The organism is Microbacterium neimengense (assembly GCF_054782995.1).
This window is the reverse complement of the sequence record NZ_BAAGRK010000015.1, coordinates 495,552-511,451: the sequence shown is the minus strand read 5'-3', so window position 1 is coordinate 511,451 and position 15,900 is coordinate 495,552. Positions and strand designations below refer to the sequence as shown.

General features: G+C 68.3%; 15 protein-coding genes. 13 read left to right on the top strand and 2 right to left on the bottom strand.

Translation table 11 applies throughout. The features are described 5' to 3' along the window. Positions 1-699 (top strand): NUDIX hydrolase, encoded by a 699-nt coding sequence (locus tag ACYVJS_RS13030; protein WP_460740327.1) that lies wholly within the window; start codon positions 1-3, stop codon positions 697-699. A 17-nt stretch (positions 700-716) separates the two neighbouring features. Continuing rightward, positions 717-1,220, top strand: a complete 504-nt coding sequence (locus tag ACYVJS_RS13025) for a GNAT family N-acetyltransferase (protein WP_460740326.1) — start codon at positions 717-719, stop codon at positions 1,218-1,220. A gap of 6 nt (positions 1,221-1,226) precedes the next feature. Here the strand turns inward: ACYVJS_RS13025 and ACYVJS_RS13020 are convergent, their stop codons facing one another. Then, the gene (locus ACYVJS_RS13020; RefSeq protein ID WP_460740325.1) at positions 1,227-1,718 is read right to left on the bottom strand and encodes an FBP domain-containing protein; all 492 of its coding nucleotides are present in this window, start codon (positions 1,716-1,718) and stop codon (positions 1,227-1,229) included. Positions 1,719-1,928: 210 nt separating this feature from the next. On the opposite strand from ACYVJS_RS13020, the gene ACYVJS_RS13015 reads away from it, so the two are divergent. The 10 genes from ACYVJS_RS13015 to uvrB all read left to right on the top strand — a co-directional run bounded on the left by ACYVJS_RS13015 (position 1,929) and on the right by uvrB (position 15,080). After that, the gene (locus ACYVJS_RS13015; RefSeq protein WP_460740324.1) at positions 1,929-2,339 is read left to right on the top strand and encodes a DUF3054 domain-containing protein; all 411 of its coding nucleotides are present in this window, start codon (positions 1,929-1,931) and stop codon (positions 2,337-2,339) included. After that, on the top strand, positions 2,336-2,998 hold the full coding sequence (gene deoC, locus ACYVJS_RS13010; RefSeq protein WP_460740323.1) for a deoxyribose-phosphate aldolase: 663 nt from the start codon (positions 2,336-2,338) through the stop codon (positions 2,996-2,998). The genes ACYVJS_RS13015 and deoC overlap by 4 nt, the downstream gene beginning before the upstream one ends. A 215-nt stretch (positions 2,999-3,213) precedes the next feature. Continuing rightward, the gene (rpsA, locus tag ACYVJS_RS13005; protein ID WP_344228269.1) at positions 3,214-4,671 is read left to right on the top strand and encodes a 30S ribosomal protein S1; all 1,458 of its coding nucleotides are present in this window, start codon (positions 3,214-3,216) and stop codon (positions 4,669-4,671) included. Positions 4,672-4,754: 83 nt separating this feature from the next. Beyond that, entirely contained in the window at positions 4,755-6,374 is a 1,620-nt protein-coding gene (locus ACYVJS_RS13000) for an MFS transporter (protein WP_460740322.1), read from the top strand. A gap of 84 nt (positions 6,375-6,458) precedes the next feature. Further along, on the top strand, positions 6,459-8,237 hold the full coding sequence (locus tag ACYVJS_RS12995; protein WP_460740321.1) for a sensor histidine kinase: 1,779 nt from the start codon (positions 6,459-6,461) through the stop codon (positions 8,235-8,237). Next, the gene (locus ACYVJS_RS12990; RefSeq protein ID WP_460740320.1) at positions 8,234-9,445 is read left to right on the top strand and encodes a hypothetical protein; all 1,212 of its coding nucleotides are present in this window, start codon (positions 8,234-8,236) and stop codon (positions 9,443-9,445) included. Before ACYVJS_RS12995 ends, ACYVJS_RS12990 begins: the two co-directional genes overlap by 4 nt. A 10-nt stretch (positions 9,446-9,455) precedes the next feature. After that, complete coding sequence (locus ACYVJS_RS12985; protein ID WP_460740319.1) at positions 9,456-11,174, top strand: ATP-binding protein; 1,719 nt, start codon at positions 9,456-9,458, stop codon at positions 11,172-11,174. Next, the gene (locus ACYVJS_RS12980) at positions 11,171-12,358 is read left to right on the top strand and encodes a diguanylate cyclase (protein WP_460740318.1); all 1,188 of its coding nucleotides are present in this window, start codon (positions 11,171-11,173) and stop codon (positions 12,356-12,358) included. Before ACYVJS_RS12985 ends, ACYVJS_RS12980 begins: the two co-directional genes overlap by 4 nt. Positions 12,359-12,378: 20 nt before the next feature. Beyond that, the gene (gene coaE / locus ACYVJS_RS12975) at positions 12,379-12,975 is read left to right on the top strand and encodes a dephospho-CoA kinase (protein ID WP_460740317.1); all 597 of its coding nucleotides are present in this window, start codon (positions 12,379-12,381) and stop codon (positions 12,973-12,975) included. A 38-nt stretch (positions 12,976-13,013) separates the two neighbouring features. Further along, positions 13,014-15,080, top strand: a complete 2,067-nt coding sequence (gene uvrB, locus ACYVJS_RS12970; protein ID WP_460740316.1) for an excinuclease ABC subunit UvrB — start codon at positions 13,014-13,016, stop codon at positions 15,078-15,080. A 71-nt stretch (positions 15,081-15,151) separates the two neighbouring features. Here uvrB and ACYVJS_RS12965 read toward each other — a convergent pair whose 3' ends face one another. After that, positions 15,152-15,385 carry a hypothetical protein gene (locus ACYVJS_RS12965; protein WP_460740315.1) on the bottom strand — a complete coding sequence of 78 codons (234 nt, stop codon included), beginning with the start codon at positions 15,383-15,385 and terminating at the stop codon, positions 15,152-15,154. A gap of 37 nt (positions 15,386-15,422) precedes the next feature. Here ACYVJS_RS12965 and ACYVJS_RS12960 point away from each other — a divergent pair, with 37 nt between their 5' ends. Continuing rightward, on the top strand, positions 15,423-15,857 hold the full coding sequence (locus tag ACYVJS_RS12960; RefSeq protein ID WP_460740314.1) for a MarR family winged helix-turn-helix transcriptional regulator: 435 nt from the start codon (positions 15,423-15,425) through the stop codon (positions 15,855-15,857). Positions 15,858-15,900 lie beyond the last annotated feature (43 nt).

Genomic DNA, 15,900 nt, shown 5'->3' with positions numbered 1-15,900 from the left:
ATGAGAGCTCTGGGCGGGGCGGGCGGGGCGCGAGCCGAACTCGCAGCACTCGCGCGGAACGCGGAGGGTTTCCGGGTCGCTGAACTCCCGGCCCCGGCCTCGACAGATCGCGCGGCCGCGGTGCTCATGTTGTTCGGAGTGCTCGATGCGCATCCCGCGATCCGTACTGCGGCGGACGACGCGGTGTCTGCCGACCTCGATGTGCTTCTGCTCTCGCGGGCGGCGACACTGCGTGCCCATCCGGGTCAGGTGTCCTTTCCCGGCGGCCGTCTCGAGGCCGGCGACGACGGTCCCGTCGCTGCGGCACTGCGCGAGGCGCGTGAGGAGACCGGTCTGGATCCTGCAGGCGTCGAGGTTCTGGGTGCTCTTCCCGCCGTCCCCCTCGCGTTCTCGCGACATGTCGTCACCCCCGTTCTCGCGTGGTGGCAGAAGCCGTCGCCGGTGCGCGTGGTGGACGTCGCCGAATCGGCCGCGGTCTTCCGAGCCCCGGTCGCGGATCTGCTCGATCCCGCTCGGCGGGGCGTGACCATCGTGCGACGGGATGGACGCGAGTGGCGCGGACCCGCGTTCCTCGTGGAGGATGCCGCGGGGGAGTTTCTCGTCTGGGGCTTCACCGCGTTGCTGCTGGATGCCGTCTTCGATCGCCTGGGCTGGACGGAGCAGTGGGATCGTTCGCGGGAGTTCGATGTGCCGATCTGATGCGTCAGACTCGACACATGTCTCTGCCTCTGGATCTGCCCGACGGCGCTCGACTGCGCGCCGCGCGTCCCGGTGACGAGTCCGGGATCCTCGCTCGGATCCACGATCTCGCCCGGTACGAAAACGAACCGGATGCGGTCGCGAACACCGACGAGGCGCTGACCGAGGCTCTGTTCGGACCAGAGCCGCGCGTCTACGCGCATGTCGTGGAACGTGGCGGCGACATCGTCGCGATCGCGATCTGGTTCCTCTCCTACTCGACGTGGACGGGCCGGCACGGGATTTGGCTCGAGGATCTCTTCGTCGCCGATTCGGAGCGGGGACGCGGGCTGGGTCGGGCGCTGATCGGGTCGTTGGCGGCGCTGTGCGTCGACCGCGGGTACACGCGTCTGGAGTGGACGGTGCTGGACTGGAACGCGCCGGCGATCGCCTTCTACCGCTCACTGGGCGCGACGCCGATGGAGGACTGGACGACGCAGCGCCTCACGGGAGAGGCGCTGCGTCGATTGGGCGAGGGCTGATCCGCCTCAGGCGGAGCCCCGCACCTCGCGCAGGAAAGCCGTGACGTTCTCGCGGAGGGCTTCGATGCGTCGCCGTCGCGCCGCTTCACGGTCGAAACCGAGGTAGGCGGAGGGTGGCAGGCGTCGGACGTTGCGGGAACACTCGAAGCCGGCGCAGACGAGGGTTCCCACCGTGTCGCCGCGGCGGCCGGCGTCACCTGCGCGGCGCGCGACGAAGAGCACGACGTCGTTCGGCAGCTCGACGTCGTTGCACCACGCGCACTGGGCTCGCGTGCGAGGGCGGCTGTCGGCTTCGCGCAGGATCACGCCGACCGGACCGCCCTCGACCTCGGCGACCGCGTAGCCCATCTTGGGTTGCTTGGGGTCGCGCCAGCCGAGATAGTCCAGGTCGTCCCACGACACGGTCTCGAGAGTCGGCGGAAGAAGAACGGCCTTGCGCTCGCGCAGGGATGCGTTGACGAAACTGGCCCGGATGCGGGCATCGTCCAAAGGGATCATGAGGGTGCCTTCGTGTGCGTGCCGCCGAAGCGGCGGGCGGACATCGACCGGCGGTCGACGCAGATGCAGAGGAGCCCGCGGGGCTCGACCCTCATCTGTCGCCGGCGCGGTGCGCGCCGGGGACCTCCTGACGCCCTGCGGGCTGCATCTCACGAATCACGCCGACCACTGTACGCCGTCGCCGGAGTGCGGGCGCCCTACTCTGGAGACGTGCTCAGCCGTGCCCGTCGACGCATCCTCCTCGCCGCCGTGGCGGACGTCCTGGTGGTGGTCGTCTTCTGTGCCATCGGTCGCGCGAGTCACGACGAGTCCCCGCTGGGGGATCTGCTCGTCACGGCGTGGCCGTTCCTCGTCGCACTCGCCGCGGGCTGGGGGATCTCGCTCGCTTGGCGACGGCCGTTCGCAGTCCTCCGTGCGGGGGTGCCCGTCTGGATCGTCACCGTGGCAGGGGGCATGCTGCTGCGCATGCTGGTCGGTCAGGGGACGGCTCCCGCATTCGTCGTGGTCGCGTCGCTCACCCTCGGAGTCCTCCTGGTCGGCTGGCGTGCCGCACGCGCGGCGGTTATGCGCAGGCCCGGCCGATCCGCGAGGACCGCCGCGGATGAGAACATGAAGGCATGACCGAGAACATCGCCCGATACGTCGACCACACGCTGCTCAAGCCCGAAGCCACCACGGCGGATGTCGAGGCGACGATCGCGGAGGCTGCGGCGCTCGGCGCCTACAGCGTGTGTCTGTCTCCCTCGGTGCTCCCGGTCAGCATCCCGGACGGGCTGAAGCTCGCCGTGGTCGTCGGCTTCCCCAGCGGCAAGCACCATTCGCAGATCAAGGCGGCTGAGGCCGCACTGGCCGCATCCGAGGGTGCAGACGAGATCGACATGGTGATCGATGTGGGTGCGGCGATCGAGGGACGCTACGACGCGGTCGAGTCGGACATCCGCGCGGTGCGCGAGGCCGCTCCCGTGCCGGTGGTACTCAAGGTCATCATCGAGTCAGCGGCACTGAGCGACGACGCGATCGTGGCAGTCTCGCAGGCGGCCGAGCGCGCCGGCGCCGACTTCGTCAAGACATCCACCGGCTTCCACCCCGCGGGCGGTGCCACCGTCCACGCGGTCGAGCTGATGAAGCAGACAGTGGGGGACCGGCTGGAGGTCAAGGCATCGGGCGGCATTCGCACGCGCGAGGATGCCGAGGCGATGATCGCAGCCGGCGCCACGCGCCTCGGTCTCTCGAGCACGCGTGCCGTGGTGGAGGGGGCGATCGCGTCGGGGTCGTACTGACCGGCGCGGCAGGCGCCGAGCATCGATGACGCCGCATCACGGCGCTCTCCGGAGCGCTGGATCACGGTGCCCGGCTCTGATAGCCTTGATCGTCACTCGTGTGGCGCGCCTGACGGTGCGCGCAGGGTGACAAGAAACCAGACAATCCGCTCCGTCCGTCGCATGCGCGTGCGTTCGGAGCCTGAGACCCCAATCCAACAAGGACTACCCACTACATGACTACCGCAACGACCGCCCCGGCCACCAAGCAGGTCGCGATCAACGACATCGGATCTGCCGAGGACTTCCTGGCCGCGGTCGAGAAGACCCTCAAGTTCTTCAACGACGGCGACCTCATCGAGGGCACCGTGGTGAAGATCGACCGCGACGAGGTCCTCCTCGACGTCGGGTACAAGACCGAGGGCGTCATCCCCTCGCGCGAACTCTCCATCAAGCACGATGTGGACCCCAACGAGGTCGTCAACGTCGGCGACCACGTCGAGGCCCTGGTTCTCCAGAAGGAGGACAAGGAAGGTCGCCTCATCCTGTCCAAGAAGCGTGCGCAGTACGAGCGCGCGTGGGGCGACGTGGAGAAGATCAAGGAGAACGACGGCGTCGTCACCGGTCAGGTGATCGAGGTCGTCAAGGGTGGCCTCATCGTCGACATCGGCCTGCGCGGCTTCCTGCCCGCATCGCTCATCGAGCTGCGCCGCGTCCGCGACCTCACCCCGTACCTCGGTCAGGAGCTCGAGGCGAAGATCCTCGAGCTCGACAAGAACCGCAACAACGTGGTCCTGTCGCGTCGCGCTCTGCTCGAGCAGACGCAGTCGGAGTCGCGCTCCAACTTCCTCAACAACCTGCACAAGGGTCAGGTCCGCAAGGGCACGGTCTCGTCGATCGTCAACTTCGGTGCGTTCGTCGACCTGGGCGGCGTGGACGGCCTCGTGCACGTCTCCGAGCTCTCCTGGAAGCACATCGAGCACGCCTCCGAGGTCGTCGAGGTGGGCCAGGAGGTTACGGTCGAGATCCTCGAGGTCGACCTCGACCGCGAGCGCGTCTCGCTGTCGCTGAAGGCGACCCAGGAGGACCCGTGGCAGGTCTTCGCGCGTACCCACGCCATCGGCCAGGTCACGCCCGGTAAGGTCACCAAGCTGGTTCCGTTCGGTGCGTTCGTCCGCGTCGCGGACGGCATCGAGGGCCTGGTGCACATCTCCGAGCTCTCGGGCAAGCACGTCGAGCTGGCCGAGCAGGTCGTCTCGGTGGGCGAAGAGGTCTTCGTCAAGGTCATCGACATCGACCTCGAGCGTCGCCGCATCTCGCTCTCGCTCAAGCAGGCGAACGAATCGGTCGACCCGTACGGCACCGAGTTCGACCCGGCCCTCTACGGCATGGTCACGGAGTACGACGAGAACGGCGAGTACAAGTACCCCGAGGGCTTCGACCCGGAGACCAACGCCTGGAAGGAAGGCTTCGACGCTCAGCGCGAGGCCTGGGAGCAGGAGTACGCCGCTGCTCAGGGCCGTTGGGAAGCTCACAAGGCTGCCGTCATCAAGGCCCAGGAGGCGGAGGCCAACAACGTCGGCGCCGTCGAGGCCAGCGGTTCGTCCTCCTACTCGAGCGAGTCGGGCCCCGCGGGCACCCTCGCCGACGACGAGGCTCTCGCGGCTCTGCGCGAGAAGCTGTCGGGTCGTTGATCGACTGACATCCTCATGAGAGAGGGCCGGGATCTTCGGATCCCGGCCCTCTCTCGTTCTCACGACGCCGCTAGGGTGGGCTCATGACGGGGGAGCGCCCGGTGGGCGTCGACGAGGGGAGCGGCGTCCCGCCGCGCCCGGCACTGGTGCTCGCCGCTCTCGTGCTCGCGGCGCTGGTATGCAACCTCAATCTCGCTGCGGCGAACATCGCACTGCCGGAGATCGGCGACGATTTCGCCGCCGGCCAGACCGGGTTGAATCTCGTCGCGCTCGGATGCTCCCTCGGCCTCGCGATGTCCGTGCTGTACCTCGGCGCCCTCGCGGACCGCTACGGCCGCAAGCAGATGCTGGTGCTCGGGCTCGCGCTGACCGTCATCGCCAGTTTCGCGGCCGCCGCGGCCCCGTCGCTCGAGTGGCTCATCGCCGCTCGCGTCTTCACCGGCGTCGCTGCGGGCATGGCCTACCCGACCACGTTGTCGTTGATCACGGCTCTGTGGTCGCGCGGACCCGCTCGTACGGGGGCGATCGCCCTGTGGTCCAGCGTCAGCGCGATGGCCGGCGTGCTCGGTGCGGTGGCGGCCGGCTTGGTGCTGGAGATCTTCCACTGGCAGGCGGCCTTCCTGCTGGCCGCGCCCATCGCCGCCGTCGGACTCGTCCTGGTGCTCGCCGTCGTCCCCAGCCACATCCGCGAATCGACCGAACCGGTCGATCACGTCGGCGGCGTGCTGTCGGTGTTCGGTGTGGCCGCTCTCGTGGTGGGAGTGGGGATCATCGCCGCACCCGAGCAGCGCTTCGCAGGGGGCGTGAGTCTCGCTCTCGCCGTCGTGCTGCTCGGTTTCTTCGTGTGTCGTCAGCGGAGCACCGCTTCACCCCTGTACGACCTCGCCATCGCCCGTCGGCGGATGTTCTGGGTGCCCGCGCTTGCGGGCATGATCGTCTTCGGCTCGCTGATGGGAGCGATGTTCGTCGGTCAGCAGTTCCTGCAGAACATCCTCGGCTACGACACGCTCGAAGCGGGTCTGGCGGTCGTGCCGGCTGCGGCAGGGCTCCTGATCGCGGCGCCGGTGTCGGCGCGCATGGTCACGACACGCGGCTCGCGCGCGACGATGCTCGCCGGATACGCCTTCGTGTTCGTCGGGTTCCTGACGACGCTGTTCTGGCGCGAGGAGACGCCCTACTGGTTGATCGGAGCGGGCTTCTTCACGATCGGGGTCGGCGCCGGGTTCGCGATGACCCCCGCGTCCCGGTCGCTCACTGATGCGACGCCGGTACGGCGGGTGGGTATGGCGTCCGCGACCTCCGACCTCCAGCGCGACCTGGGCGGTTCCATCATGCAGGCGCTGTTGGGCGCCATCCTGGCCACGGGATTCGCCGGTGCGTTCGGTCGGGCCATCGCCGCCTCGCCTTCTGCTTCGCAGGTCTCCGCGGAGGTGCAGGCCGCGCTGCAGGCCTCTTTCGCCTCAGCGCTGCACGTGGCCGAGCAGTTTCCGCAGTACCGCACCGAGATCGTGGCCGCCGCGACGCAGAGTCTCGTCGACGGCGCACTGTGGTCGTACGCGGTCGGCGCCGTGGCCATCGTCTCCGGCGCGCTCCTCGTGCGTGTGCTCCTGCCTGCACGCAGCGGCGAGCATCGTCTGATCGCGGAGTACGCCGCGGCGGACGCGGTCGACGACCCGCCGATTTCCGACCCGACCCCCCGATGACGCTCCACCGCGGAGGTCGTTGATCGGGCGCCGAGGCGGACGTCGCGTCGGCGTGTGGCGCCGGGTCGCGATAACGTCGGATTCATGAGCACCAGCGACGTCGGCGACGCGTACCCCGTCGCCGAGCATGTCGTCGACTCGCGTCGCATCCTTCGTCGCATCCGGGGGTTCGGTCGTCATTTCGCGTTGCCGCCCTTCCTCGACACCGGTCGGGCGCGGACGACGGCGACTCTGCAGCTGAGCCTCGCTGCCGTCGTGCTCGTCTACGTCGTCATCGCGGTGCCGTGGGGCTACGCCGGTGACCTGGGTCTGTTCTGGCTGGGTGCGATCGTCGTGCTCGGAGCGGGCGGGGTGGCGCTCCTGGTGCCGTGGGCCCGGGTATCGGCGTGGTGGATCATGGCCGTGCCCATCATTGACCTGCTCGGCATCGCGCTGCTGCGCCAGTCGCTGCCCTCCGGCGGGTTCGGTGTGCTGTTCTTCATCCCCGCGATCTGGCTCGCGATCTACTTCGGCATCGGCGGCTACCTGGTCGGCATCATCGTCGCTCCCGCCATCCTTGTGACCACCGCGATCGTCGACCCCCGGCAGGATGTCGGATACGTGACCTTCAGTCTTCCGCTGATGATCGTGGTCGTCGCGACCATCAGTCTCGCGCTCGGGCGGCAGATGACGGCGCAACGGCTGCTCTTCACCCGCCAGACCCGCACCATGGCACGCACCCTGCGCCGCGCCCAGAAGCAGGAAGAACTGCTGGCCGAGGTGCTGGACACGATCGACTTCGGTGTCATCCGGCTCGCGACCGACGGATCCACGACCGTCGCGAACGAGGCGCACGCACGACTGCAACGCGCCGCCCGCTCCGCGGAGGCCGGTTCGAGCGGCGGACACGCCGCCTTCGCAGCCGACGGAGTAACGCCCGTGGACCGGCAGGACACACCCTTCGCGCGCGCGGCCCGAGGCGAGGTCTTCGACAATCAGCTCGTGTGGTTCGGCGGCGACGGACCGCGTCGCCGAGCTCTCAGCGTGACGGCGCGACGCACGCGCGCCGTCGACGGTTCCGATAACGGTGCGGTCATCGTCTCGCGTGATGTCACGGCGGAGCTCACGGCTCTGCGTGCGCGCGACTCGCTCGTGTCGTCGGTCTCACACGAGCTCCGCACGCCGCTCACCTCGATCATCGGCTATCTCGAGCTCGCGGTCGAGGACCCCGATGTGCCAGAACGTGCGCGCGGCTACCTCGACGTGGCCGAGCGGAACGTCTCGCGCCTGTTGGAGATCGTCTCCGACATCCTGACAGCGTCGAGCACGTCCGAGATGTCGGCGGACCTGACGATCTCGCAGCAGGACGTCGACATTGCCGACGTGGTGCGTGCGAGCGGCGAGTCCTGGGCTCCCGCGGCAGCGGAGCGCGCGATCGCCATCGATATGGCGGGCGTGCGCCCGGCGCCGGCGTATGCCGATCCTCTCCGCATGCGGCAGGTCATCGACAACCTCGTCAGCAACGCGGTGAAGTACAACCGAGACGGCGGACGCGTCACGCTCAGCACGACCTCGGACGGGATCACGACCTTGATCACGGTCACCGACACCGGCGTCGGCGTCTCCGAGAGCGACGTGGGCAGGCTCTTCGAGCGCTTCTTCCGTGTCGCCGACACGTCGACGGGAACGGGGCTGGGGCTGTCGATCAGCCGCGAACTCGTGCGCGCGCACGGCGGGGACATCATCGTCACCAGCACGGCCGGCGTCGGTTCGACCTTCAGCGTGCAGCTTCCGGCGAGCGCCGAGTCGCTGGATGATCCCGACGCGATCATCACGATCACCGGAACGGGCGCATCGCGACGCGAAGAGGACCAGGTGACATGACGCTCGACCCCATCACCGCGGGCATCTTCACCGCGATCGCCGTGGTCACCATCGCTGTGACCTACATCGCGACAACGCTCTCGCGGCGCTACGGGGGCGGGTCGCAACTGTGGGGCATCGGTTTCCTGCTGCAGATCATCGCCGTCGTGTGCACGGTGGTGATCGGTCTGTTCGACGCCTCCGAGTGGACCAACGTGTGGGCTCTCGCCCTCGGCAACGCAGCGGCGGTGGGCGCTGCGGGCTGCGTCCTGATGGGATTCCGCGCGTACAACGGCGAGGAGGTCGCCGGTCCCGCGCTCATGGTCGTGTCCCTCGCCTTCCTCGTCGCGGCGGTCACCGTCGTCGAGAAGCCGGCCGCGGGCGGGCAGACGGGTGTTCTCTGGTACAGCCTCGCCATTGCCGGACTGTGCGTGGGGGCGATCATCCATGCCGTCGGCCCGCGGACGAGGCCTCATGTCGCGACGTGGGTGTTCGTGGGGGCCACCACCCTCTTCGGTGCCTATCACGTGACGCGCGCGGTCGTCACTCTCACCGCAGGAGAGGACAGCCCCGTCTTCGCGGCCTGGTTCGGTCCGATCTCGCTGACTCTGGTGGTCTTGGTGCTGGGAACCGTCTCCTCCCTGACGCTCTTCATGCTTCGCGCCGTGCTGGTCACCGAGCAGCATGCGGCGGGCTCCGCCGCGGTGGACGAGGTCCTTGCGGCGTCCGCGTTCCTCGCGATGCTGCGGCGGATCCTCCGCCGAGCTGCGCATCGCACGGAACTCGTCGTCGTTATCGCCGTGATCGTCGAGGACGTCGGAGCGATCACGGCGTCGTTCGGGCAGGAGGTCGCCGAAGCCACCACTCGCGTCCTGCGGTCTGCCGTGCGCGAGTTCGCGTCGCCCGTAGCGGCGGTGGGCGCCACAGATGACCGGACCATCATCCTCGTCGCCACGACCGCATCCAGCCCTTCCGATGCGCGCCGCCAGGCCGGACTCATCTACCGCGGCGTGATCGAGCGCTTCGTGGACGCCCGGGGCATCGTCGTGCCCGGTGTGGGGGTGGGTGTCGCGCTCAGCCAGACGCTGGGTTACGGACCCGAGGTCCTCGTGGAAGCGGCGACGATCGCCGCGGTCGAGGCCTCCGAGAGCGACGAGACCTCCGTCGTCTTCGCGCAGGCACGGGGGGTCGGCGCTCCCGCGTTCCCCGGGGAGCCGACGGAGCGATAGTGTCCACGATATGCACAGCGATGCTGCTCCCGGTCGGGGCAGAGGTGTACGCGGATTCCTGCACGCGAGAGTCGCAGGATCACGTGCGCCCCGCACCTTCGCGGCTCGGGGACGCACCGCTGTCCTGAACCAGCTCGTGCTCTGCGCGCTGGTTCTCGTCGTGGCCACGGTGGGGATCTTCTCGTCGACGCTTCGCAACCAGAGCCTGTTCCTCGTCGGGGTCGTCATCGTCTTCGCCGTCGGAGCGGCGACTCTGGCCGTACCGTGGACCCGCATCCCTCGGACCGCCCTCTACGTCTTGCCCATCGCGGACATCGCAGGCATCGCCGTGATGCGCGTCGCCGAGCCCATGAGCGGGCTCGGACTCATGTGGGTCTTTCCCGCCATGTGGCTGGCCACTCTGGGCAGCGTGGGATTCGTCCTCCAATTCACGATCATCACCGCCACCTATGCGGTCATCATCGTGACGGGGGGAACGACCGTCTGGGGGTACACGACGTTCCTGCTCCCCGTCGCCGTTCTCGCAGTCGCAACGACCACCTACATCTCCTCACGACGTCAGCGAGCTCAAGCGCATCTGCTCGAGAAGCAGGCGGCGCTGCTCAGCGGAGCGCTGCAGCGCGCCCAGCGCCAGGAGGAACTCATCATCGATGTGCTCGACGCGGTGGATTTCGGTGTGCTGCGTATCGCCCCCGACGGCACGGTCTCCGTGGTCAACGAGGCGCTGGGACGATTCCAGAACACGATCCCCGGATTCGGGTCCCGCAGCCGGGAGATCGAGAACGCATACCGCGCCGACGGCGTGACGCCGTTGCCCCGTGCGGAGCGGCCGCTGCTCCGGGCGCTTGCGGGCGAGGTGTTCGAGAATCAGGTGGTGTGGTTCGGCCACCCCGACGAACGCCGTCACGCCATGAGCATCACGGTGCGCCGGATGCATGACGCCGAGGGTGCGGATACGGGCGCCGTGCTGATCGCGCGGGCTGTGACCCCGGAGATGACGGCACTGCGTGCCCGAGATCGGCTCGTCGCTTCCGTATCGCACGAGCTGCGCACGCCCCTGACATCGGTGCTCGGTTACCTCGATCTCGCGCTGGACACGCTCGACGACCCGGATCAGGCACGCCGCTCGCTGGAGATCGCTGCTCGAAACGGCGAGCGCCTCCTCGAGATCGTCGCCGACATCCTCGCAGCCTCCAGTGCCTCGCGCCTGTCCGTCGACATGACCATCTCGCCCGAACCGATCGATGTCGCAGAACTGGTAGCGGCGACGGCGGAGGCCTGGCGTCCGCGGGCGGCGGAGCGGGCGCTGACGATCGAGACGTCCGGGATCGAACCCGCCGGTGCGTTCGCCGACCCGCTGCGGCTGCGACAGGTCATGGACAACCTCGTCAGCAACGCCGTGAAGTACAACCGCGACGGCGGCGCCATCTTCCTCGGCTGCACCACAGACGGCAGCTCCACCTGGATCCTGGTGCGAGACACCGGGGCGGGGATCGCGGAGCCGGATCTGGACCGCCTGTTCGAGCGCTATTTCCGTGCGCGGACGGATGTGGAGGGGACGGGCCTGGGCCTCTCCATCAGTCGCGAGATCGTTCGTGCGCACGGCGGCGACATCACCGTGCGCACGAGCCGAGGGCTGGGATCGACCTTCATGGTGCAGCTTCCCGTCGACGAGCGCTCCGTCACTTCGCCCGCTGCACCGCTCCAGGAGACGGGAGAAGCGGGATGAACGTCGATCTGTTCACCGCGTCGTTGTTCACCGCGCTCGTAGGCAATGTCGCCGGGGCCGTCTTCATCATCGACACGATTCTGCGCCGCGATCACGGTCCCGGCCGCGTGTGGTCGATCGCGTTCCTGTGCGGGATGGCCACAACCGTCGCCTACAGCATGTGGGCAGCCGGCTTCGGCGAGATGCTGCCGATCGCGGTGGGAAACGCGCTGTTCGTCACGACGACGGCGGTGATGTGGCTCGGTTCACGCAGTTTCAACGAGCGGCGGATGGGTTCGGCGACGGCGGTCACAGTGCTCGGTGCGCTGACCGTAGCCGGCGCCGTTGTCGTAGAGGGACCGGACGGCGGAGACTGGGCCGGATGGCTGACGATGGGCATCGGCCTCGTCGTGTTCTCCACGCTCGCCGCGATAGAGACCCTCCGTGCGCCGATGCGCCGCTTCGGTACCGCCGCGGTGCTCGCCGTCGTCTTCCTGGTGATGGCGGGCTTCTATCTCGTTCGCTGCGTGGTCTTCGTCGTCGCAGGTGCGGACAGCCCGCTCTTCCTCGACGCGTTCGGCTCGGTCGTCGCCAACTACTTCACCGTCGTCCTGACCGTCGTCGCTGTCGTGGTCGTCTCGGTGCTCAGAGCGGCGCAGGTCGAGCTGCGCTCCTTCGCGTGGATGACCAGCAGGGGGGTCACCTCGGACGGCATCCTTCTGGCGGCGACGCTTCGTACGGCGATGGCGGATGTCATCGAGCGCGCCCAATGGCGCGGCGAGCTGGTCTCGACCGTCGCGGTGCGTGTGGCAGATCTGGCGGAGATCCGCACGGCATTCGGCGCAGACGTCGCGGGCGACGTGCTGCATCATTGGAGACGGAGCGTGCGGCGGTATGCGCCCTCGTTCGCGCTCGTCGGGGAGGACGGCGCGGATGCGCTCGTCGTCGTCACGCGCGCGGCCACTGCGGCGGAGGCGCGCAGGCAGGCCGCCGTGATCTATCGCGGCGTGCTGGAGGCACTCGGCGCCGTGAGCAGCGCAGTCATCCCGTCCGTCGGCGTCGGGGTCGCCCTGACCGAGACTGTCGGCTATCGGACGGAGGCCCTGGTGCACAGCGCACGCCTGGCGGCCGACGAGTCCGCCACGAGCGTCGAGTCCTCCGTGCTGTTCGGCGGCCTCTCGTACACGGAGCAGGACCCGGCGTGAGAGCGTGGCATGCTCGAGGCATGCCTCTCATCGCACTGACCGGCGGGATCGCGTCCGGCAAATCCACGATCGCACGGCGTCTCGCCGAGCACGGCGCGGTCATCGTGGATGCCGATGCCATCGTGCGAGAGGTGCAGTCGGTGGGGTCTCCGGTGCTGGATCGGATCGCGGCCGAGTTCGGGGCCGGGGTGATCCAGAGCGACGGGTCGCTCGATCGCGCAGCGCTGGGCGCGATCGTCTTCTCCGACGATGCGGCGCGGGAACGTCTGAACGCCATCGTGCATCCGGCGGTGCGGCAGGCCTCGACCGAACGGTTCGAGCGGGCGTTCGCCGAGGATCCCGATGCGGTGGTCGTGTACGACGTGCCGCTGCTCGTGGAGGCGCGCGTCGACGATCCATGGGAGGCGATCGTGGTGGCCCATGCGCCGGCTGCGGTGCGTGAGCGTCGGCTCGTGGAGCTTCGCGGCGCCAGCGCGCACGACGCCTGCGCGCGGATCGCCGCCCAGGTCTCGGACGAGGAGCGACTCGCCGTCGCCGACGTGGTGATCGACACGTCGGGTTCTCTCACGGAGACGATCGCGCAGACCGACGAGCTGTGGGAGCGGCTGCGCGGCTGACCGCCCCCGATGTCCGTGGTCCCGCCTACGCTGGAACGGTGCAGACCACACGATCCGTTCGCCCTTTCGAGGTCATCAGCGAGTACGTGCCGTCCGGCGACCAGCCGGCCGCGATCGCCGACCTCGCCGCCCGCATCAACGCCGGCGAGACCGACGTCGTGCTGCTCGGCGCCACCGGCACGGGAAAGTCAGCGACGACGGCCTGGCTGATCGAGCAGGTGCAGCGTCCGACGCTCGTTCTCGCCCACAACAAGACCCTCGCCGCACAGCTCGCCAATGAGTTCCGAGAGCTCATGCCCCACAACGCCGTCGAGTACTTCGTGTCGTACTACGACTATTACCAGCCCGAGGCGTACGTCCCGCAGACGGATACGTTCATCGAGAAGGACTCGTCGATCAACGCCGAGGTGGAGCGCCTGCGCCATTCCACGACGAACTCCCTGCTGAGTCGACGGGACGTCGTCGTGGTGTCGACCGTCTCCTGCATCTACGGTCTGGGCGCCCCGGAGGAGTATCTCCGTGCAATGGTGGCGTTGCAGGTGGGGGAGCGCTACGACCGCGACGCTCTCATCCGGCAGTTCATCGCGATGCAGTACAACCGCAACGACGTCGACTTCTCGCGCGGCAATTTCCGGGTGCGCGGCGACACGATCGAGATCATCCCGGTCTACGAGGAGTACGCCATCCGCATCGAGCTCTTCGGGGACGAGATCGAGGCGCTGTACACCCTGCATCCGCTGACCGGGGAGATCGTCGAACGGATGGACTCGGTTCCGATCTTCCCCGCGTCGCACTACGTCGCAGGCACGGATGTGGTGCAGCGCGCGATCGGCACCATCGAGACCGAGTTGGCCGAGCGGCTGAAGGAGTTCGAGTCACAGGGGAAGCTTCTGGAGGCGCAGCGGTTGCGCATGCGCACCACCTTCGATCTCGAGATGCTGCAGCAGCTCGGATTCTGCTCAGGCATCGAGAACTATTCGCGCCACATGGACGGGCGCGCACCAGGGGAGCCCCCGCACACGCTGCTCGACTTCTTCCCGGACGACTTCCTTCTCGTGATCGACGAGTCGCACGTCACGGTGCCGCAGATCGGGGCGATGTATGAGGGGGACGCGTCACGCAAGCGCACGCTCGTCGAGCATGGGTTCCGGCTGCCGTCGGCCATGGACAATCGTCCCCTTCGGTGGGACGAGTTCAAGAACCGGATCGGTCAGACGGTGTACCTGTCGGCGACGCCCGGTCGGTACGAGATGGGCATCGCAGACGGGGTGGTGGAGCAGATCATCCGCCCCACCGGTCTCGTCGATCCCGAGATCGTGGTCAAGCCTTCGAAGGGCCAGATCGACGATCTGCTCGAAGAGATCCGGCTCCGGGTCGAGCGCGACGAGCGTGTGCTGGTGACGACGCTGACCAAGAAGATGGCGGAGGAGCTCACCGACTTCCTCGGAGAACACGGCGTCCGCGTCAGGTATCTGCACTCCGACGTCGACACGCTGCGGCGCGTGGAGCTGCTCAGCGAGTTGCGCGCGGGCGTGTACGACGTACTCGTGGGCATCAACCTGCTGCGCGAGGGCCTCGACCTGCCGGAGGTTTCGCTGGTGTCGATCCTCGACGCCGACAAGGAGGGGTTCCTGCGCAGCGGAACCTCGTTGATCCAGACGATCGGTCGCGCCGCGCGCAACGTGTCCGGTCAGGTGCACATGTACGCCGACAAGATCACCGATTCGATGCGCAACGCGATCGATGAGACCGAGCGGCGCCGTGAGAAGCAGATCGCATACAACACGGCGAACGGCATCGACCCGCAGCCGTTGCGAAAGAAGATCGCCGACATCACCGACGCCCTGATCCGCGAGGGCGCCGACACGAAGGCGATGCTGTCCCGCGACCCCAAGGGCAAGGGGAAATCGCCCACGCCGAACCTGCGTCGCGAGGGCATCGCGGCCGAGGGTGCTGCGCAGCTGGAGGCGACGATCTCCGATCTGTCCGATCAGATGCTGGCCGCAGCTTCGGAGCTGAAGTTCGAGCTCGCCGCCCGACTGCGCGACGAAGTCCAAGACCTGAAGAAGGAGCTTCGCGCGATGGAGCGCGCCGGCCACGCCTGATCGGAGCGTATCGCGGGCTCAGACGGCGGCGGTGCGGGCGGATCAGTCCGGGGTGCGGACGCGCTCATTATTCAGGGGCAGTGCATGATCGGCTTCGGGCCGGATCGGTCGAACGTGTGCGTCGACATCGGGGCGCCGCACAACGGACACGGGCGTTCCGTGCGCACCGGTTCCGGCGTGGTCTCGTAGGGGCCTACGGATGCCGGACCCGCCGCGCGGATGAGCGTGCGGTTGATCCAGGCGTACCAACCGCCTGCCTCGCGCACGCGCTCTCGCAGCGGTGGACGCGGGTTCTTATGTGCCATAACAATTAGTGTACTAACTAATCTGTAGGATGGTGCGATGACCGACGATCTGCTCCGGCTCGAGAACCAGCTCTGTTTCGCCCTGGTGACGGCCGCCCGGAATGTCGTCGCCATCTACCGACCCGTCCTGGAACCGCTCGGCCTCACGCACCCGCAGTACCTCGTGCTGCTCGCCCTGTGGGAACGATCGCCGCGCACCCTGGGGGAGTTGGCGGAAGAGTTGGCGATGGAACCGGCCACCCTGTCCCCGCTGCTGAAGCGGCTCGAAGCGCAGGGGAGAGTCACACGCGCTCGTCGCGCCGACGACGAGCGCGTGCTGGAGATCGGTCTGACCGACGCCGGCGGCCGGCTCCGTGAGGCGGCCCTTCGCGTGCCGCAGCAGATCATGGACCGCGTGGGCATGGACGCTTCTCAGATCGCGGCGCTGCGCGATTCGCTGGCGCCCTTCGCCGGCCGACGCCCCGAGCTCTGACCGCCCCCGTACACGACCGTGCGCTCTCGGCGAAGCTCGGAGC